This window comes from Halomonas profundus (assembly GCF_020865425.1).
Lineage (GTDB): Bacteria > Pseudomonadota > Gammaproteobacteria > Pseudomonadales > Halomonadaceae > Vreelandella > Vreelandella titanicae.
In genome coordinates this window covers 3,514,919-3,533,319 of the sequence record NZ_CP086344.1, presented here as the reverse complement: position 1 = coordinate 3,533,319, position 18,401 = coordinate 3,514,919, and the positions used below count along the sequence as shown (strand labels likewise).

Below are 18,401 nucleotides of genomic sequence, written 5' to 3'. Positions count from 1 at the left end.
CCAGACACACCAATGCCAGTCACGTAAGGAAGCCTCATGCTATCGCGTGTTTTACAGCCGCTATTTCGTTACTTCGAAACGCGGGTAAACCCTTATCCGGAAGGCGAGGTTAAAACGCCGCCTAAGGGCTTAATGCCGTTTATTGTGCACTTTTCCCGTCCGATGCTGCCGCTGTTGCTGCTAATGACGCTGTTCACGGCGCTGGTCTCGGCGGCTGAAGTGGTTTTCTTTAGCTACATGGGGCAACTGGTCGATTGGCTGGGCAACGTTGAACGTGCAGGCTTTTGGGCTGAAAACGGCCTGTGGCTTGCTGGCCTGGGGCTATTGCTGCTGATCGGTTTGCCGCTGTTGGTGCTGATGCAGTCATTGGTCACCCATCAGAGTATTTTCGGTAACTACCCGATGATCGGCCGCTGGCTATCCCACCGCCATATGCTTAGCCAGAGCCTGGCATTTTATCAGGACGAATTTGCCGGGCGGGTGTCGCAAAAGGTGATGCAAACGGCGCTGGCGATCCGCGAGACCGTCACCAAGGTGATGGATTTATTGGTCTACGCCATCGTCTATTTCACTGGCGCGGCCTACCTGCTGGGCCGGGCGGATCTTTTGCTGCTGATCCCACTGGGACTGTGGCTGGTGGGCTACCTGTCGATCATGCGCTACTTCGTACCGCGCCTGCGCGATGTCTCCATGGCACAGGCGGACGCCCGTGCCCAAATGACCGGCCGCGTGGTGGACAGCTACAGCAATATCCAGACCATCAAGCTGTTTGCCGACACCGAGCGCGAGCAGCGCTACGCCAAAGATGCTATGGAAGGCTTTATGGTCACCGTTCACCGCCAGATGCGCTTGGTGACGATCATGAGCGTGGGTTTAACGCTGCTCAACACGGCGCTGTTGGTGGGCACTGCGGCCATGGCGATCAGCGCCTGGTACACGGAGGCGATTTCCCTGGGCGTTTTGGCGATTGCCATCGCGCTGGTCATGCGTATCCGTTTTATGTCTGACTGGATATTGTGGGAAGTCGCCGGGTTGTTTGAAAATATCGGCACGGTTCAAGATGGCATGAACACCATCGCTCAGAAGCCCACGATCAACGATGCGCCCAATGCTAAAGCGCTTCAGGTTCCCCATGGTGAAATTGTGTTTGATGCGCTGCGCTTTCAATACGCCCAGGCGAAAGGGGAGAGTAAAAACGTCTTTGATGGACTCAGCCTGACCATCAAGCCCGGCGAGAAAATCGGCCTGATCGGCCGTTCCGGGGCGGGTAAATCCACCCTGGCCAATCTGCTGCTGCGTTTTTATGACTTGCAAGGTGGGCAGATATTGATCGATGGGCAAAACATTGCCGAGGTGACTCAAACCTCTTTGCGCCACCAGATTGGCATGGTCACCCAAGACACCTCGCTGCTGCACCGCTCGCTGCGTGACAACATCCGTTACGGCAGTCCCCACGCCAGTGACGAAGACGTTTGGAACGCGGTGTGCCGCGCCCATGCGGATACCTTTATCAATGATCTGGTCGACCCGAAAGGGCGTCGCGGCCTGGATGCCCATGTGGGCGAGCGCGGTGTGAAGCTTTCCGGCGGGCAGCGCCAGCGGATCGCTATCGCCCGGGTGCTGCTCAAAAATGCCCCTATTCTGGTTCTGGACGAGGCCACCTCGGCGCTGGACTCGGAAGTGGAGGCTGCCATTCAAGAGCAGCTGGATACGCTGATGGAAGGCAAAACGGTGATTGCCATCGCGCATCGGCTGTCGACCATTGCAATGCTTGATCGGTTAATTGTGGTGGATGAAGGGCGCATGGTGGAAAGTGGCACGCATCAGGAGCTGCTTGCACGCAACGGCATTTATGCCAGCCTTTGGCAGCGCCAGTCAGGTGGCTTCCTGGGCCTTGATATCGACGGCAACGGCCCCAACCAACAGTAGATACATACATCAATGTACATACTCGAACTGTACATACTGAGGTAACGATGAAAGCGATCAAGCTGAATCAGCCCGGCGGTTTGGACAAGCTGGACGTTGTCGACATGGAAGCGCCTGGGGAGCCGGGCCCTGGTGAAATCCGAGTACGTCTACACGCCAGCTCTCTGAATTTTCACGACTACGCCGTGGTCGCTGGGATGATTCCCACCGACGATGGGCGTATTCCCATGTCAGACGGCGCAGGCGTTGTCGAAGCCGTGGGAGATGGTGTCAGTGAGTTCGCGGTGGGCGACCACGTGGTATCGACCTTCTTTCCCCACTGGTTGGAAGGCCCGGCGCGTGTCGGTGATTTTCGCACCACGCCAGGTGACGGCGTGGATGGCTACGCTCGTGAGCAGGTTGTACGCCCGGCTGAGTGGTTTACCCATCAGCCCAAGGGCTATAGCCATGCGGAATCCGCTACCTTAACCACCGCTGGCTTGACCGCTTGGCGGGCGCTGGTCGTCGATGGTGGCATTAAAGCGGGGGATAGCGTGCTGGTGATGGGCACGGGCGGGGTATCCATTTTTGCCCTGCAGTTTGCCCGATTGATGGGCGCGCGGGTAATTGCTACCTCATCATCTAACGAAAAGCTGGCGCGGCTGCGTGAGATGGGCGCCGAGCACACCATCAACTATAAAGAGACGCCTGATTGGGGTAAGCGCGTGAAAGAGCTGACCAACGGCGAAGGCGTTGATCATATCGTCGAAGTGGGCGGGCCAGGTACGCTGCCGCAATCCTTTGATGCGATCAAAATCGGTGGGCATATCGCTTTGATTGGTATCCTCACTGGGCGTGAGGGTGAAATACCGACGGCTAAATTAATGGCCAAGCAGGCGAGTTTGAAAGGCTTGATTGTGGGCAGTCGTCGCCACCAGATCGAGATGATTCGTGCGCTGGAAACATTCGATATGCACCCGATCATTGACCGCGAATTCCCGCTTGCCGAGATCGCCGACGCTTTCCGTCACCAGGAATCTGGCCAGCACTTCGGCAAGATCTGCCTGACGTTTTAAAACAGTTGGCTTACTTTCGAGGAAGTGAGTCATAGATAAACAGTTTGCACGCCTTGCGCACTTGCCGGGCGTGCAAGTGCAGACTAATCTGGCAAGCGGCTGTAGACCACGCCTTTTACTTCAAGCTCCAATATCTCATCGTAGGGCACCATCACGCCTTCAACGTCACCCGGTGTGCGATGGCTGTTCTTAATCTCGGTTTCAGGTATCACCTTTACGCCCATTAGCCCAACGTGCTGGATTCTGGCGCTAAAGCGATTGCCCTCATGCTCAATCAGTAGCCGCTCACCGGCAATACACTTCTCGAGCTTGGCGTGGAGTTCTGTTTCGCTAACGTGGACAACACTCATTGCTTTCTCCTTTAGCTTTTGCCATTGCTCTCGCAATAAAATAATAATCCGTTATGTGCGCTAACGACTGTCTATAAAGACTTTATTTTAGACCATAAGTTCGTCTATGAGGTTAGAAGCTGCGCGCACCGTGCTAAAGTGAACGCTTATTGCTAACCATAGGGACAAGGTCATGGGGGAGCATTCAACATCAGCCGACACGCCGCTGTGGGCGGTCGTCGAGCTCGATCAGTTTCGTACCCCTGAGCAGACCCAGGCAAGCCAATGGCGACGTTCGTTCCGTTCGATCTCGTCGTGGCTGGGGGGCAAAAACGATGCTGAGCAGCAGGTAAAAGACGAAAGCGAGCTACGTGCGCTACCCGGGGTTAGGCTAGCACATTTAGTGCCGTCTATTGATTGGGCTCCCGCGGCGAGAGCGTTGGGGCAACAGCTAGAAGGCCAGGATGCGCCTGTAACGTTCTTTATTACCACGCCCTACAGTGGTCATGCTTCGGTGGTAACTCATTGGGCTGAAAAGCATCATGTTGCCTGCTTAGCGCCGCCCACGCTTAGCGAAATAGCCGAGGGTAGCACTCAGTGGATAGAGCAGTGTGTCAATCAACGAGAATGGGCCATTCCCGCTCTGGAACGTTATTTTTTACGCCACACTCAGGGTATTCAGGGCGTTCGAGAGTTTCTTGAGCGTGCTTTAAGTGGCCGTTTGGGTAAAGGTGTGATTGGTTGCGACAGCTGGACTTACGCTTTCCTTCATCGGGTGATCGGTATCGATGGGGCACCGGTGTTTACCCTTCAATCCATGGAGGGCGAGCAACTGGCACGCTATTTTGCACAAATTGCGGCCCATTCGGGGCAGCCGCCGCCTGTTTACAGCACGCGAACCGGTAAGCAGGTATTGTTCGACTCAGCATCTGAGCAAAAGAGTAAAGCGCCTAATAAAGAACTGCAGCGCTTAGCGGCTCACTGCCGCGGTCATATAGGTCTTGCATGGCACTACTGGCGCGAGCGGTTACGTGAGCCAAAAGCAGACAATGAAGAGGCCCTCTGGCTGGTCGATGCCCTAGCAGAGGCGGAGCTTGCCGTTGATACCGGCGATATCGCCACGCTGGTGATGCATGCGTTATTGGTTCATGGCGGTCTGGATGACGACTCTTTGGGGGAAGTGCTGCCGTTCTCTCACCATGAAGCACTCAATGCCCGTTTAGCCCTGCAGCGCAAAGGCATTGTTTCAAGCTGCGAAGGACGTTGGCAGATCGCACCGTTAAGCTACGCGAGCGTTCGCCAGTTACTAGAGTCGCGTAATTATCTGGTCGATCCTCTGTAAGTAGCACCGGTATCAGCGACAGGCCCGCGGAGGGCAACCCATGGAAGAGCAACAGAAGTATGCGCGGCTTTTTAACGATATCGATAGCCAAGCGCTGATTACGTTGGGCGTAGTGCTGCTATCAACCATTGTGCTGATTATTTTCAGCCAACGGGGGCTGAACTGGATCGGCAACCGAATGCATGGTCAAGTTCGCTTTCGTATTTTTGCTCTGGTGCCGATGACGCGCTTACTGATATTGATTACTGCACTCGCCATCATCGTACCGATTATTATTGAGCCGTCGCTGCGCAATATGGTGACCCTGTTGGGTGCACTGGGCTTAGCCATTGGCTTTGCCATGAAAGATTACGTGAGCAGCTTGATAGCAGGCGTTGTTTCAGCGATAGAGCTGCCTTATCGGCCAGGCGACTGGGTTCAAATTGAAGATACCTACGGCGAGGTCAAACACGTTGGCTTACGCACCGTAGATATCCAAACCCCTGACGATGATTTGGTCTATGTACCGCATTTAAAGCTGTGGGATCACGCCGTCTATAATGCCAACAACGGCGGTACCAGCCTGCAGTGCGTGGCGAGCTTTTATCTTCACCCTGAGCACGAGGCAGGTTGGGTACGGAAAGCGCTGCGTGATGTAGCGCTGACCAGTGCCTACCTGAAATTCGACCAGCCGATCATTGTGGTGGCTGAGGAGAAACCCTGGGGCACCCACTACCGCATACGCGCCTATCCGGTGGATCCCCGTCAGCAGTTTCTGTTTATTACCGATCTCACCTTGCGCGGTAAGAAAGTGCTGAGTGCCGCGGGCGTGCAGTCAGCAATGTTGCCACCGGATGCGGCCTTGGATACCCGCAACGCGGTGGGGTCAGCTTACTCAAGAGGTGGTGATTAGCTATCACTCTCTTCGGTTAATTCACCGCTGTGATAGACGTTTTGTACATCATCCAGCTCGTTGAGCATGCCCAGAAACTTTTCGAACATTGCCACGTCGTCACCTTCAACCGGAGTGGTGGTTTGCGGTAGAAACTGGATCTCGTCAGCCTCAAAGTCAATCTCACCGAACGCGTCCAGTAGCGCCTGCTTGGCTTTGGCATAGTCGGTGTGCGGGGCGAAAACAGTGATGCGATCGCCCTCTTGCTCAATGTCGGTGACATCTACATCGGCTTCCATCAGCGCTTCAAGCACGGCTTCTTCATCGCTTCCGGCGAAGGAGAAGATAGCGCAGTGGTCAAACATATGGCTGACGCTACCGGGAGTGCCGATTTTGCTCTTGGTTTTGGTGAAGCAGCCGCGCACATCGCCAAAGGTGCGGTTGGGGTTGTCGGTAAGGCAGTCGACAATCACCATCACATTGCCAGGGCCGAAGCCTTCGTAGCGTGCGGGCGAGAAATCCTCGCCACCGGCACCGCTGGCTTTGTCGAGCGCTTTATCAATAACGTGAGAGGGCACCTGATCTTTTTTGGCCCGCTCCATTAAGCCGCGCAGCGCCAGATTGCCATTAGGGTCGGTGCCGCCCGCTTTAGCGCAAACGTAAATCTCGCGTCCGTATTTGCTGTAGACCTTGGTCTTTGCATCGGCCGTTTTGGCCATGGATTCCTTACGGTTCTGAAAAGCCCTACCCATGTTGCCGTCCTATGTTTTCTAGACCTATGTTTGCTATATGCCCCGCGCAATGAGCGGCGGGGCGGATGTTTTCAAAAGAGCGAATAAATCGCATAGAGCAAAAAGATTAAATTTTACCCAACAGCGTACCATGCTAACAGCGTTATTTAAGACGCTTACCGAAGTGTTGCTTGGCTTGGCGTATACTGGCCATCATTGCTCATATTTTGATTTTGACCCCTCAAGGAGGAAAAGACATGCCGTTAACACTCTGGCTATCGCTCGCCGCGATTTGTGCCATGGGCGCTATGTCGCCGGGGCCGAGCTTGGCACTGGTGCTGCGCCATACGTTAGGCGGCGGGCGTTTTACTGGAGTGACCGCGGCAGTTTTCCATGCCTTTGGTGTAGGCTTTTATGCGCTCCTTACCGTTTGGGGGCTAGGCGCGATAATCGCCGGTTTTCCGCTGCTGTTCCAGCTGATTACCTGGTTCGGCGCGGCTTATTTGGCGTGGCTAGGGGTTAAAGCGCTGCGTGCCGGGAAAGCCGGTGCCTTAGAGCCTAATGCGATTGTCACTAGCCGAGGGCAGGCGGCCAAAGAGGGCGTGCTGGTGGCATTAGGCAACCCGAAGCTGATTCTGTTTTTTGTTGCGTTACTGAGCCAGTTTGTGACCCCGGAAATGAGTGGGGTAGCTAAAGCTATCATTGTGTTAACGGCGATGATTATTGATGGCGGTTGGTACGTGTTGGTGGCGGTGGTGCTTTCCCACTCGCAGATTTTGCCCTGGCTACAGCGGCGTGCCCATTGGATTAACCGCATCACGGGCGTACTGTTAATCGCGCTGGCGCTACGAGTGGTCGCCGGATCGCTGGTGTAAAAAGCATAGCCGTGGCATGGTGATACCCATGCCGTTTGGGGTTTTGTGGGGCTGATTGATGCAAATATACGACCAAGACTGCTATACCCACCAAGGGCTGCCGTTCAATTTACGTGCGCTACGCGGCCAAGTGCTGCTGGTGGTTAACGTTGCCAGCCAGTGTGGCTTTACCCCGCAGCTAAGCGAACTCGAAACCCTTTTTCAGCGTTATCGGGATCGTGGTTTCACCGTGCTCGGTTTCCCGTGTAATCAGTTTGGCCGCCAGTCGCCGGAAAGTGCTCAAGCGTTTTGCCAGTTTGGCGAGCAGCAGTTTGGAGTCAGTTTTCCGCTACTGGAAAAGGTCAATGTCAATGGGAGTGATGCCCATCCACTGTTTGTGCTGCTCAAGCGCGAGGCGCCTGGAGTCCTAGGCACACAGCTGGTCAAATGGAATTTTACCAAGTTCCTGGTGGGCCGTGATGGCAAGGTGATAGCCCGATTTGGGCCGCGCTATCACGGGCGCCCGCTACGTCTGGCATTAGAAGAAGCCTTGGATCAAACATACCCATAGCCCCACAGGGCACTATCCCTCTATACCTGCTCGCCCCGCGCGACTGCTACACGATTCATGAGTGCGTTCCAGCGGTGGCGCACCATCATGGTCGTTAAGCCTGAAAATAGCGCCCAGCTTTTGCGTCGCCAGCCCTTCAAGCGCATATTGTGATTGACCAACTGCTTCATCAGCTTATAGTCGTCAAATTGTCGCCATTCGCTGGCGATTGAAAGCTGATGGCGAGACATCACCGGTGCCATTTCCAGGCGAAACATCCATTCGAGCTCGTTAAGCGTCATATCATAGCGCTCTATGACCTCGATCATACGCGCGTAATCGCGTTCACTGGGTTCACGGTCCAGCCACAGCGGGGCTAGCGCTAGCCATAGATCGCCGCGTTCATCTACTAGCTGCTGTGCATTCATGATCGCCTCGTGGGAAGTCGTTGCTGATATAAGTACTTTGGCAGCTATCGTGACGCTAATGCGCCCCGAGCTCAAGGGCGGGCAGGAGCTCAAGGATGGAGAGTCGCTCATGGGAGGACGATAGCTCAGGAGCGGACAGAGCGCACGGAGACAGCTAGAATAGCCTCTATGAGTCATGACACTGCTATGCCAAAAGCTATGCCACAAACTATGCCAAAAGCTATGGCAAAACGGTGTCGCTAGTTATGATGTTGCCAGTTACGATATTAAAAGCTAAATCAATCCGATAAAGAGGTTCTCTGTGATTATTAAACCCAAAGTACGCGGCTTTATTTGTACCACTACTCATCCCATCGGCTGCGAGCAGAACGTTCGCGAACAGATTGAAGCGACCCGTGCTCGCGGTTTGGATAAGCAGGCTGGCCCAAAAAAAGTACTCGTCATTGGGGCTTCAAGTGGCTATGGGTTGGCAGCCCGTATTACCGCAGCTTTTGGCTACGGCGCCGACACCTTGGGCGTTTTCTTTGAAAAGCCTGCCACCGATAAGAAACCCGGCACCGCAGGCTGGTACAACAGTGCCGCCTTCGATAAGTTTGCCAAGCAGGAAGGGCTGTACAGCAAATCGATTAACGGCGATGCGTTCTCCCATGAAGCGCGGGAAAAAGCCATTGAACTGATCAAGCAGGACATGGGCGAGATCGATCTGGTGGTGTACTCGCTGGCATCACCCGTTCGCAAGCTGCCTGATAGCGGCGAACTTAAGCGCTCGAGCCTAAAGCCAATTGGCGAAACCTACCGCGCCACTGCTATCGATACCAATAAAGACGCGATTATCGAAGCAGAAGTAGAGCCAGCCACCCAGCAGGAAATCGACGACACCATTACGGTAATGGGGGGCGAAGATTGGGAACTGTGGATGGAAGCGCTTGACCAAGCTGGTGTGCTGGCAAAAGGTGCGCGTAGCGTGGCGTTTAGCTATATCGGTACTGAAATCACTTGGCCGATCTACTGGCACGGTGCGCTGGGTAAAGCCAAGGAAGACCTTGACCGCGCTGCAGCGGCTATCGACGCCAAGCTGAAAGAGAGCGGTGGCGGTGCCAATGTGGCGGTACTCAAGTCGGTGGTCACCCAGGCGAGCGCGGCCATTCCGGTAATGCCGCTTTATATCGCCATGGTCTACCGCATCATGAAAGAGCAGGGTCTGCACGAAGGCACAATCGATCAATTGAACCGTCTATTCGGTGAGCAGCTCTACTCAGCCCAAGGCAAGCGCGGTGAAATGGTAACTGATGAGGTAGGGCGCCTGCGTTTGGATGACTGGGAGTTGCGCGATGACGTTCAGCAAGCGTGCCAGGATCTGTGGCCGGAAGTGACGACCGAAAACTTATTCGAGATTACCGACTATGCTGGTTATAAGCACGAATTCTTGAAGCTGTTTGGCTTTGAGCGTGACGATGTCGATTACGATGCCGACGTCAATCCAGAGGTTACGTTTGATGTCGTGAATCTGTAAGCCATTCACAGAGGCGGTAGCGCCGCCCAATTCGACCGGAACGCTGGAGGTGTTTATGGACACTAGGGAAAGCAAAACCCCGGAAGAAGAGAAGCAGCATATTATCAATGAGCGAATACCTGAGGATTATGAAACCTCAAAACCGCATCTACAGCCTGAAGCCAAGAAGCGGCCAGGCGGGCTGTATAAGTTACTCCCGATAGTGGTGATCATTGTCGGCGTGATTGTGGTTAGTATCGTCGTGTTAGGCATTATTAACCGCGGTAATTAGTACTTAACCATTCTCTCTTTTTTGCCGGGCCTTGCGCCCGGCAATTTGCATTCATGCGTCACGTTTTTGTTGCAGTGGTCATAACGCTGCCATCCTCTACGCAATTGGGTAAGATGATCGTTTATCTATGTCGATGGCGGTCTTTCATGCATCTTTTCATGCAACTCAATCAGTTATCATGCAGCCCAACCCGTTAGCCTCACAGGCAGCGCTACCGCGTCGGCGGGTGGCCTTTCTGCTGCTACCAGGTTTTTCGTTATTGACCCACGCCAGCGCGCTGGAGCCGCTACAAATGGCTAACCAGCTGAGTGGGCAGATGCTTTACCACACCGTCACATTAAGTCTCAATGACGAGCCCGTGCGCAGCGGTGCTCAGCTTTCGCTCATTGCTCAGCACGCCTTAAGTACTGCATTAGGCCCGCTTGACCTGCTGTTGATATGCGCACCAACACCGCTGCCCTATACGTTACCCGCAAAGTTGAATGAGTGGCTGCGTGGGCACCAGGGGCGCGGTGTGGCACTGGGTGGGTTGGCAGGGGGCACGGAAGTGTTGGCGCGCTGTGGGCTGCTTGAAGGCTATCGTGCGACGCTGCCCTGGCAGCGTTTTGAGGCCTTTGCTCAAGCCTATCCGCAAGTGACGCTTTCTCAACAGCTGTTTGAAATTGATCGCGACAGGCTGACCTGCGCGGGGGGAACCGCGGCCATGGATTTGATGCTCACGCTGATTGGCCAGCATCACGGTGCGCGCTTGGCGGAGCAGGTGTCTGAGCAGTTTGTCTGCGACCGCATCCGCTTGGCAGATGAGCGCCAGCATGTGCCGCTGCGTAGCCGCCTGGGGCATGCGCCGCAAAGTCTGGTGGAGGCTGTCACGCTGATGGAAGCCAATATTGAGGAGCCGCTCTCGACCCTGGAACTGGCCGAACATCTGGGTATCTCTCGGCGTCAGTTGGAGCGGCTATTTAAGAAGTATCTGCAGGCGGTCCCTAGTCGCTACTACCTGGATTTACGCTTACAAGAGGCGCGCAAACAGCTTCGCGATAGTGACCGGCCGGTAGGCGATATTGCGTTTGCCACGGGATTTTCCTCAGGCGCGCACTTTTCTACCGCCTACCGTCACCATTTCGGCATGACGCCGAGAGAAGAGCGCCTGGGTTAGAAAGATTCAGGTTAATGTATCCACAATGCCACCTTCCACACGCAGTGCCGCCCCGCTGGTTGCACTGGCTTGGGGAGAAGCGGCGTAGACGCTCATACTCGCGACTTCTTCGGGTGTTGCTAAGCGCTGGATAATTGAAGAGGGGCGGTTCTCTTTAACAAAGCGTTCTTCCATCTCTTGCTGAGAGATGCCCTCTTTTTCCGCCATTTCCCCCATCATCTTGATCACGCCTTCTGAACGGGTCGGCCCAGGTAGAATGGCATTCACGGTGACCTGGGTGCCGCTGAGCACTTTGGCCAGCCCGCGAGAGACGGAGAGCAGCGCCGATTTGGTCATGCCGTAATGCACCATTTCACTAGGGATGTTGATCCCCGACTCGCTGGAGATAAACTGTATGCGGCCCCAGTCGCGCTCGCGCATGCCCTGGGCGTAGTGACGGGAAAGCCTCACCGCGCTCATGATATTAATATCGAAAAATTGCTGCCACGTAGCGTCATCTACATCGAAAAAGTCCTGCGGGGCGAAAATGCCTACGTTATTGATCAGGATATCCGCGCTGGGCTGCTGTTTAATAAGCGTTTGGCAACCTTCAGCGGTGCCGAGATCAGCCGCCACGCCTTCTACCTTGGCATTGGGAGTGTCTTTTTTAAGTGCGCTGATGGCACCATCAACACGTGCTTGGGTACGCCCTGTTATAACCACGTCAGCGCCTGCCTTGGCGAGCCCTTGAGCAATTGCAAAACCGATGCCCGCTGTAGAACCCGTGATAATGGCGTGTTTGCCGCTTAGATCAATCTGCATACGCTGGTCTCCTCTCATCCTGAGTGTCGGTGCTCATCACTATGCAACGCAGCTCAGCGAATAACCGCATAGCTTGCTAATAAGTATGGGGCTCTTTTAGAGTTCTTCAAGGCGGTTCAGTGATACGCCGAGACGCCGCTATTCATAATTTGCCGTCCCATTGCTGAAAGCGCTTGGACTCTTTACCACCTTATACTGTTGTTACTACTTTCCTCCACTGGAGCTAGCGACCCATGAGCCATACCCCAAGCCCTCAAGATTACGACCACTACATGACGCCCAACTACTCACCACAGCAGGTCATTCCCGTGCGTGGTGAAGGTAGCCGCTTGTGGGATCAACAGGGCCGTGAATATATCGACTTTGCCGGGGGCATCGCGGTTAACTCCCTTGGTCATTGCCATCCAGTACTGGTCAATGCGCTCAAAGAGCAGGGCGAGAAGCTGTGGCACCTCTCCAACGTATATACCAACGAGCCAGCGCTGAACCTGGCCAAGACGCTGGTCGAGCGCACCTTCGCCGATAAGGTGTTCTTATGCTCCTCCGGCGGTGAAGCTAACGAAGCTGCGCTTAAGCTGGCGCGCCGCTGGGCGGTGGATAATCACGGTGAGCACAAAGATAAAATCATCTCGTTCTACCAATCTTTTCATGGCCGCACCTTCTTTACCGTCAGCGTGGGTGGCCAGCCCAAATACTCCCAGGGCTTTGGGCCGGTGCCGGGCGGAATTCTGCACGCTAATTACAATGACCTGGATAGCGTTCGCGAGCTGGTGGGCGACGACACCTGCGCGATTATGGTGGAACCCATGCAGGGCGAGGGCGGTATCGTGCCCGGCACCCAAGAATTCCTCCAAGGGCTGCGCGATCTATGCGACGAGCACAATGCGCTGCTGATTTTTGACGAAGTACAAACCGGCGTTGGTCGTAGCGGCGAACTCTACGCTTATAAGAACTACGGCATTACGCCGGATATTCTTACCAGTGCCAAATCACTGGGCGGCGGTTTCCCCATTGGCGCCATGCTGGCAATCGACTCGGTGGCTAAATCGCTGGTTGTTGGCACTCATGGTTCTACTTACGGCGGCAATGCGCTGGCATCAGCCGTTGCCCTGGCGGCCGTTAAGTTTATCGATACCCCCGAGGTACTCGAAGGTGTTAAGCATCGCCACGATCTGTTCCGCGAACACTTAGAAACCATTAACCGCAAGCACGGCGTGTTTAAAGAGATTCGCGGTATGGGCTTATTGATCGGTGCGCAAATGTCGGATGCCTATGAAGGCCGCGCCAAAGACATTCTGCCGCTGGCTATTGAAGAGGGCTTGATGGCGCTTATTGCCGGGCCGAACGTGCTGCGTATGGCACCTTCTCTGGTCATTCCTGAAGCCGATATCGCCGAGGGCATGGCGCGCTTAGAGCGTGCGATTGAGCGGTTAGTTGCGGAAGCATGAGTGAGCAACAGGCTGCGTCAGTCGTGTTAACTGAAGAGAGGGCGTCGAAGATGCTGGTAGTTCGACCCGTTAAAGCGTCTGATCTCACGGCGCTTGAGCAATTAGCCGAGCATGCAGTACCTAAGTTGACCAACTTGCCTGCTAACCGTGAGCGGCTTCAGGAGCGCATTGCGCGCTCTCAAGACGCCTTTAACGGCGACGTCGAGTTTCCAGAAAACGAGCACTATACGTTTGTGCTGGCTGACGATTCACGCGAGGAAGTGCTCGGTACCGCCACTATTCGCGCCCAGGCGGGTGCCAATGAGGCCTACTACACCTACCGCCAGGAAACGCTGATTCACGCCTCGCAGCAGTTGAACGTACGTCGCGAGGTGCAGACGCTAGCGCTCTCCCATGAAGTTTCGGACGCTACCCTGCTGTGCGCTTTTTCGCTTAACCCGCGCTATAAAGGCACTAGCGCGGAGAGCCTGCTGCGCCGGGCGCGGCTGATGTTTATCGCCCAGTACCCCGAGCGCTTTTCGCGCATTCTGGCGGTGGCGTTCCCCGGCTACCTGGATGCCCGCAATGAGTCGCCGTTCTGGGAGAGCGTAGGGCGGCACTTTTTCGCCCGCAGCTTCCAGGATATGAATCATATTGCCGGGGTACGCTCGAAAAGTTTTATTGCTGAAGTAATGCCCCAGTTTCCGCTCTATTTGCCGCTGCTAACGCCTCAAGCGCGGGCGGCGATTGGCAGGGAACACCCGGCCCACGAAGAGGCGCTGGAAGAGATGCTGGCGGAGGGCTTTGTGCGCTCTCGCCATGTGGATATTTTCGACGCCGGGCCGATCGTCAAAGCCGAGCGCGAACGGTTGGAAACCTTCTGCAGTGCTGCCTGGCACCCGGTACGCATTCGCCCTGAACACGCTTTACCGGATGCTGAACCCGCGCTGGTTGCCAATCAAAAGCTTGGCGAGTTTCGCTGCATCGTCGCTCGCTACGCGCTGTCACCCACAGGCCAGTTGATGCTCTCTGCAGAACATGCCGAGCGGTTGGGCGTCACGGAAGGGCGTGCGGTGCTCGCCGCACCGCTAGCGCTCCCCACCGTGGTAGACGCGCTCGATGAAGGAGAAATGTAATGCGCATTCGACCCATTGCCCGTGATGATCTGGATGGGCTTCAGGCGCTTGCGCAGCAGGCAGGGGTTGGTTTTACCTCGCTGCCGGATAACCGCGAGTTTCTAGCCGGTAAGATTGAAGCGGCTGCCAGCGCCTTTGAAGAGCGCACCCCGGTGGATGACCGGCTTTATTTCTTTGTGCTAGAGGATGAAGTAAGCGGCGAGTTGGCGGGCTGCTGCGCCATTGAGGGGCAGGTTGGCCGCGAAGTGCCGTTCTACAACTACCGGCTGGGCACTTTGGCCCACTCCTCGGTTCAGCTGGATCTGCACCGCACCATCGATACGCTGTTTTTAAGCTCCGACCATACCGGTGACGCCGAAGTGTGCTCGTTGTTTCTACGCCCGGAATACCGCGGCGAAGCCAACAAACATTTGCGCAACGGTGCGCTGCTCTCCAAAGCACGCTGGCTATTTATTGCCCAGTTTCGTGACCGTTTCCCCGACAAAGTATTAGCCGAAATGCGCGGTGTGTTCGATGAAAACAACACCAGTCCTTTCTGGGAGAGCCTGGGCAAACACTTCTTCCCTATGGATTTCAGCGAAGCTGACCGCCTAACCGGCCTGGGGCAGAAGAGCTTTATTGGCGAGCTGATGCCTAAGTTTCCCATTTACACGACTTTTATGGCCGAAGAGGCACGGGCCTGTATTGGTCAGGTGCATCGCCACACCCGCCCGGCGCTGGAGATGCTTAAGAAAGAGGGGCTGCGCTGGGAAGGCTATATCGATATTTTTGACGGTGGCCCGACGGTGGAGGCGTACATTGATGACGTGCGTGCCATTCGCAACTCACGGCTCTGCCAAGTGGAAGTTTCTGCCGCTGCCAGCGAAGAGAGTGTCAGCCGCTGGCTGGCCGCCACCACCCAGATGCTGCACTTTACCGCCAGTTGGGTAGGCCGCGCGCCTGCTGATGACAACACCATCGTGCTTAGCGAACAAGAAGCGAAGCGCTTAGGCGTTGCCACCGGTGATACCCTAAGGCTACTCGAGACCTAGGCGACGTTTACAGGAGAGTTTTATGCACGCCCAACAGCAGCAACTGATCAATGGCGCCTGGGTCGCAGGCGACGCCGAGCCGTTGAGCAAGCACGATCCCGTTTCCGGACAGCCGTTATGGCAAGCAGCGACGGCCAGTACTAAGCAGGTCGCAGCCGCTGTAGAGGCCGCCCGCGGTGCCTTCCCCGGCTGGGCGCGCACACCTTTTGCCGAGCGCCAGGCGCTTGTCGAGCGATTTGCCGAGGTGCTAAAAACACGTGGTGAAGACCTGGCCGTGGCGATTGCCTCTGAAACCGGTAAGCCGCTCTGGGAGGCGCGCACCGAAGCGGGAGCCATGGTGGGCAAGGTGGCGCTGTCGGTTAAGGCGTATAACGAGCGCACCGGTGAACGGGAAAAAGCGGTGGGTAGTGCAAGCGCTGTGCTGCGCCATCGTCCTCATGGTGTGATGGCGGTGTTTGGCCCTTACAATTTCCCTGGCCACCTGCCCAACGGCCATATGGTGCCTGCGCTATTGGCGGGTAACTGTGTGGTCTTCAAGCCCAGCGACCAAACCCCGCTTACTGCGGATTTGACCCTACAGTGCTGGCTAGAGGCCGGGCTTCCGGCAGGCGTCATTAACCTGGTGCAGGGCGGTGTGCCGGTAGGCCAGGCACTGGCAGGTAACCCAGATATTGATGGCCTGCTGTTTACCGGTAGCGCCAAAGTGGGCGGTATGCTGCACCAGCAGTTTGCCGGACAACTGGATAAAATTCTGGCGCTGGAACTAGGCGGCAATAACCCCCTGGTAGTGAAGGATGTCGACGACGAGCGTGCCGCGGTATTGACCATTCTGCAGTCGGCGTACCTCTCCGGCGGCCAGCGCTGCACCTGCGCGCGGCGCTTAATGGTGCCGGAGGGTGCAGTAGGCGATCGATTGATCGATGCGCTTTCTGAGGCGATCGCCAAGTTACACGTGGCGGGCCAGTTCGAAGAAAATCCTGCGCCGTTCTATGGCGGTTTGGTCAGCGTAGCGGCGGCGGACGGCCTGCTCAAGGCCCAAGAGGAGCTGGAGGCCATGGGCGGTACGGTGATCAATCGTATGAAGCGCCAGAAAGAGAACACCAGCCTGTTAAGTCCCGCGCTAATTGATGTGACCGGTCTTGACGTGCCGGACGAGGAGCACTTCGGCCCGCTGCTGAAAATCCACCGCTATCGTGATTGGGATGAAGCGCTACAGCTTGCCAATAACACCCGCTACGGGCTCTCCGCCGGTTTAATTGGCGGCGATCGAGCCGATTGGGATGACTTCTTGCTGCGTATTCGTGCCGGAATCGTCAACTGGAACCGCCAAACTACCGGTGCCTCCGGCGATGCACCTTTCGGCGGCGTGGGTGACAGCGGCAACCACCGTCCCAGCGCGTTTTACGCGGCGGACTACTGCGCCTACCCAGTCGCCTCCATGGAAGCTGACAGCCTGGAGATGCCCGAGACCCTGCCGCCGGGAGTGAGCCTGTGAGTGCCGCCGACATCAGCAGCGTTAGGGAAGTCAATTTTGACGGCCTAGTCGGCCCAACCCATAACTACTCTGGGTTGGCCGTGGGCAATGTCGCGTCCATGAGTCACGGCGGCTTAGTCTCCAATCCCAAGGAGGGCGCGCTGCAGGGGCTGCTTAAGATGAAGTCGCTGATGGACGCGGGCTATGCCCAGGGCGTTCTGCCACCCCAACAGCGCCCCGATATTGGCGCACTGCGCGATTTAGGTTTTAGCGGTAGTAATGGTGAGGTGCTGGCTCGTGCTTCTAAAGAAGCGCCGCAACTGCTTCGGGCGGTGTGCTCGGCGTCCAGTATGTGGACGGCTAACGCGGGCACTATTACTCCCAGCATTGATGCACCCGATAGTCGGGTACACTTCACACCAGCGAATCTACAGTCCAGCTTTCACCGCTACCTGGAGCCGCAAACCACGGGACGTGTGCTGAAAGCGATCTTTCGTGACGAACAGCACTTCTGCCACCACCCGGTGCTGCCCGCTACTCCAGCCTTTTCCGATGAGGGTGCGGCCAATCACACCCGTCTATGCGGTGAGCACGGCGAACCCGGTGTTCACCTATTTGTATATGGTCGCCAGGCGTTTGGTGACGTGCGTAGCGGCGAGCGCGAACCCAAGCGCTACCCCGCCCGGCAAACGCTGGAAGCCAGCCAGGCGGTAGCTCGCCAGCATGGGCTAACGGAAGCGCAAACGGTATTTTCCCAGCAGCACCCGGATGCCATCGACGCGGGTGTTTTCCATAACGACGTCATTGCGGTGGGTAACGGCCCTGTGCTGCTCTACCACGAAATGGCCTTTCTGGATGAAGAAGGCACGCTCGATGAGCTGCGCGCCAAAATGGCCAGCCCGCTGATTCCCGTGCGCGTGCCCTTGGAAGCGGTAAGCATGGAGGATGCGGTAGCCTCGTATCTATTTAATTCGCAGTTGCTCTCCAATCCGGATGGCACCATGACACTGGTAGTGCCCGGCGAATGCCAGGAGCGCGAGGCGGTATGGCGCACCATTCAGGATTATCTGCTGGCGGGCAATAATCCGATCAGTGAAGTGGTCGTTAAAGACGTCAAACAAAGCATGCGCAACGGCGGCGGCCCCGCTTGCCTGCGCCTGCGCGTGGTGCTAACGGAGGCCGAACGTGCAGCGCTCTCTGGCCGCGTGCTGCTCACCAATGCACTGTACACTGACCTGACCGCGTGGGTGGAACGCCACTACCGCGATCGCCTCGCCCCGGACGATTTGGCCGATCCACAGCTGGCGGAAGAGTCGCTTGCAGCACTGGATGAACTCACTCAACTGCTGAAAATCGGCCCGGTTTATCCCTTTCAACTGGGGTAGGGTGTGATGTAGTGAGGGAAAATAATAAACGCCATGGCAGTGCCTTGGCGTTTTGGTTTAAAGTTTGCAGCGAAAGCTTAGCCGTCGCTTTGCCCGGCGTATGCGATTAGGAGGGAGC

The 18,401-nt window shown here is 56.1% G+C and carries 18 protein-coding genes; 14 read left to right on the top strand and 4 right to left on the bottom strand.

All coding sequences use genetic code 11. From position 1 onward, the window contains the following. Positions 1-36 precede the first annotated feature (36 nt). The gene (locus LMS44_RS16165) at positions 37-1,929 is read left to right on the top strand and encodes an ABC transporter ATP-binding protein (protein WP_009288174.1); all 1,893 of its coding nucleotides are present in this window, start codon (positions 37-39) and stop codon (positions 1,927-1,929) included. 47 nt (positions 1,930-1,976) lie between these two features. Continuing rightward, the gene (locus LMS44_RS16160) at positions 1,977-2,984 is read left to right on the top strand and encodes a zinc-dependent alcohol dehydrogenase family protein (RefSeq protein ID WP_009288175.1); all 1,008 of its coding nucleotides are present in this window, start codon (positions 1,977-1,979) and stop codon (positions 2,982-2,984) included. Positions 2,985-3,067: 83 nt separating this feature from the next. On the opposite strand, the gene LMS44_RS16155 is transcribed toward LMS44_RS16160, so the two are convergent. Beyond that, complete coding sequence (locus LMS44_RS16155; protein ID WP_027959997.1) at positions 3,068-3,334, bottom strand: hypothetical protein; 267 nt, start codon at positions 3,332-3,334, stop codon at positions 3,068-3,070. Positions 3,335-3,506: 172 nt separating this feature from the next. On the opposite strand from LMS44_RS16155, the gene LMS44_RS16150 reads away from it, so the two are divergent. Both LMS44_RS16150 and LMS44_RS16145 read left to right on the top strand, forming a co-directional pair. Then, on the top strand, positions 3,507-4,655 hold the full coding sequence (locus tag LMS44_RS16150; protein ID WP_498945689.1) for a hypothetical protein: 1,149 nt from the start codon (positions 3,507-3,509) through the stop codon (positions 4,653-4,655). Between the two features lie 40 nt (positions 4,656-4,695). Next, on the top strand, positions 4,696-5,547 hold the full coding sequence (locus LMS44_RS16145) for a mechanosensitive ion channel family protein (protein ID WP_141440802.1): 852 nt from the start codon (positions 4,696-4,698) through the stop codon (positions 5,545-5,547). On the opposite strand, the gene LMS44_RS16140 is transcribed toward LMS44_RS16145, so the two are convergent. Then, the gene (locus LMS44_RS16140; protein ID WP_400674301.1) at positions 5,544-6,278 is read right to left on the bottom strand and encodes a YebC/PmpR family DNA-binding transcriptional regulator; all 735 of its coding nucleotides are present in this window, start codon (positions 6,276-6,278) and stop codon (positions 5,544-5,546) included. The two genes, LMS44_RS16145 and LMS44_RS16140, sit on opposite strands and share 4 nt — an antisense overlap. A 236-nt stretch (positions 6,279-6,514) precedes the next feature. Here LMS44_RS16140 and LMS44_RS16135 point away from each other — a divergent pair, with 236 nt between their 5' ends. Together LMS44_RS16135 and LMS44_RS16130 are read left to right on the top strand one after the other, a co-directional pair. Further along, a complete protein-coding gene (locus LMS44_RS16135) occupies positions 6,515-7,132 on the top strand; it encodes a LysE family translocator (protein WP_498945687.1) in 618 nt (205 codons plus the stop codon). Positions 7,133-7,190: 58 nt separating this feature from the next. Next, the gene (locus LMS44_RS16130; protein WP_498945685.1) at positions 7,191-7,682 is read left to right on the top strand and encodes a glutathione peroxidase; all 492 of its coding nucleotides are present in this window, start codon (positions 7,191-7,193) and stop codon (positions 7,680-7,682) included. A gap of 20 nt (positions 7,683-7,702) precedes the next feature. Here LMS44_RS16130 and LMS44_RS16125 read toward each other — a convergent pair whose 3' ends face one another. Beyond that, a complete protein-coding gene (locus LMS44_RS16125; protein ID WP_022522489.1) occupies positions 7,703-8,089 on the bottom strand; it encodes a DUF7079 family protein in 387 nt (128 codons plus the stop codon). Between the two features lie 301 nt (positions 8,090-8,390). Here LMS44_RS16125 and fabV point away from each other — a divergent pair, with 301 nt between their 5' ends. The 3 genes from fabV (at position 8,391) to LMS44_RS16110 (ending at position 11,029) form a co-directional block, all read left to right on the top strand. After that, on the top strand, positions 8,391-9,602 hold the full coding sequence (gene fabV / locus LMS44_RS16120) for an enoyl-ACP reductase FabV (protein WP_027960004.1): 1,212 nt from the start codon (positions 8,391-8,393) through the stop codon (positions 9,600-9,602). Between the two features lie 55 nt (positions 9,603-9,657). Further along, a complete protein-coding gene (locus tag LMS44_RS16115) occupies positions 9,658-9,873 on the top strand; it encodes a hypothetical protein (RefSeq protein WP_022522490.1) in 216 nt (71 codons plus the stop codon). 178 nt (positions 9,874-10,051) lie between these two features. Continuing rightward, entirely contained in the window at positions 10,052-11,029 is a 978-nt protein-coding gene (locus LMS44_RS16110; RefSeq protein ID WP_171051191.1) for a GlxA family transcriptional regulator, read from the top strand. A 6-nt stretch (positions 11,030-11,035) separates the two neighbouring features. Here the strand turns inward: LMS44_RS16110 and LMS44_RS16105 are convergent, their stop codons facing one another. Continuing rightward, positions 11,036-11,830: an SDR family NAD(P)-dependent oxidoreductase gene (locus tag LMS44_RS16105; RefSeq protein WP_027960006.1), complete on the bottom strand. Its 795-nt coding sequence runs from the start codon at positions 11,828-11,830 to the stop codon at positions 11,036-11,038. 233 nt (positions 11,831-12,063) lie between these two features. Here LMS44_RS16105 and LMS44_RS16100 point away from each other — a divergent pair, with 233 nt between their 5' ends. The 5 genes from LMS44_RS16100 to astB are packed head-to-tail and all read left to right on the top strand — an operon-like array spanning position 12,064 to position 18,283. After that, positions 12,064-13,278 (top strand): aspartate aminotransferase family protein, encoded by a 1,215-nt coding sequence (locus LMS44_RS16100; RefSeq protein WP_498945681.1) that lies wholly within the window; start codon positions 12,064-12,066, stop codon positions 13,276-13,278. Between the two features lie 50 nt (positions 13,279-13,328). After that, positions 13,329-14,393 carry an arginine N-succinyltransferase gene (locus tag LMS44_RS16095; protein ID WP_498945679.1) on the top strand — a complete coding sequence of 355 codons (1,065 nt, stop codon included), beginning with the start codon at positions 13,329-13,331 and terminating at the stop codon, positions 14,391-14,393. Then, the gene (astA, locus tag LMS44_RS16090) at positions 14,393-15,424 is read left to right on the top strand and encodes an arginine N-succinyltransferase (protein ID WP_041158269.1); all 1,032 of its coding nucleotides are present in this window, start codon (positions 14,393-14,395) and stop codon (positions 15,422-15,424) included. The genes LMS44_RS16095 and astA overlap by 1 nt, the downstream gene beginning before the upstream one ends. Before the next feature lie 22 nt (positions 15,425-15,446). Beyond that, positions 15,447-16,919: a succinylglutamate-semialdehyde dehydrogenase gene (gene astD / locus LMS44_RS16085; protein WP_278370102.1), complete on the top strand. Its 1,473-nt coding sequence runs from the start codon at positions 15,447-15,449 to the stop codon at positions 16,917-16,919. Continuing rightward, positions 16,916-18,283, top strand: a complete 1,368-nt coding sequence (gene astB, locus LMS44_RS16080; RefSeq protein WP_498945677.1) for an N-succinylarginine dihydrolase — start codon at positions 16,916-16,918, stop codon at positions 18,281-18,283. Before astD ends, astB begins: the two co-directional genes overlap by 4 nt. Positions 18,284-18,401 lie beyond the last annotated feature (118 nt).

Excerpts from the sequence above, each read along its gene's own strand:
- LMS44_RS16125 (WP_022522489.1), bottom strand. The coding sequence starts at position 8,089 with ATGAATGCACAGCAGCTAGTAGATGAACGCGGCGATCTATGGCTAGCG.
- LMS44_RS16115 (WP_022522490.1), top strand. The coding sequence starts at position 9,658 with ATGGACACTAGGGAAAGCAAAACCCCGGAAGAAGAGAAGCAGCATATT.
- LMS44_RS16155 (WP_027959997.1), bottom strand. The coding sequence starts at position 3,334 with ATGAGTGTTGTCCACGTTAGCGAAACAGAACTCCACGCCAAGCTCGAG.
- LMS44_RS16130 (WP_498945685.1), top strand. The coding sequence starts at position 7,191 with ATGCAAATATACGACCAAGACTGCTATACCCACCAAGGGCTGCCGTTC.
- astA (WP_041158269.1), top strand. The coding sequence starts at position 14,393 with ATGCGCATTCGACCCATTGCCCGTGATGATCTGGATGGGCTTCAGGCG.
- LMS44_RS16140 (WP_400674301.1), bottom strand. The coding sequence starts at position 6,278 with ATGGGTAGGGCTTTTCAGAACCGTAAGGAATCCATGGCCAAAACGGCC.
- LMS44_RS16100 (WP_498945681.1), top strand. The coding sequence starts at position 12,064 with ATGAGCCATACCCCAAGCCCTCAAGATTACGACCACTACATGACGCCC.
- astD (WP_278370102.1), top strand. The coding sequence starts at position 15,447 with ATGCACGCCCAACAGCAGCAACTGATCAATGGCGCCTGGGTCGCAGGC.
- LMS44_RS16110 (WP_171051191.1), top strand. The coding sequence starts at position 10,052 with ATGCAGCCCAACCCGTTAGCCTCACAGGCAGCGCTACCGCGTCGGCGG.
- LMS44_RS16150 (WP_498945689.1), top strand. The coding sequence starts at position 3,507 with ATGGGGGAGCATTCAACATCAGCCGACACGCCGCTGTGGGCGGTCGTC.
- LMS44_RS16145 (WP_141440802.1), top strand. The coding sequence starts at position 4,696 with ATGGAAGAGCAACAGAAGTATGCGCGGCTTTTTAACGATATCGATAGC.
- LMS44_RS16095 (WP_498945679.1), top strand. The coding sequence starts at position 13,329 with ATGCTGGTAGTTCGACCCGTTAAAGCGTCTGATCTCACGGCGCTTGAG.
- LMS44_RS16165 (WP_009288174.1), top strand. The coding sequence starts at position 37 with ATGCTATCGCGTGTTTTACAGCCGCTATTTCGTTACTTCGAAACGCGG.
- LMS44_RS16105 (WP_027960006.1), bottom strand. The coding sequence starts at position 11,830 with ATGCAGATTGATCTAAGCGGCAAACACGCCATTATCACGGGTTCTACA.
- LMS44_RS16135 (WP_498945687.1), top strand. The coding sequence starts at position 6,515 with ATGCCGTTAACACTCTGGCTATCGCTCGCCGCGATTTGTGCCATGGGC.
- LMS44_RS16160 (WP_009288175.1), top strand. The coding sequence starts at position 1,977 with ATGAAAGCGATCAAGCTGAATCAGCCCGGCGGTTTGGACAAGCTGGAC.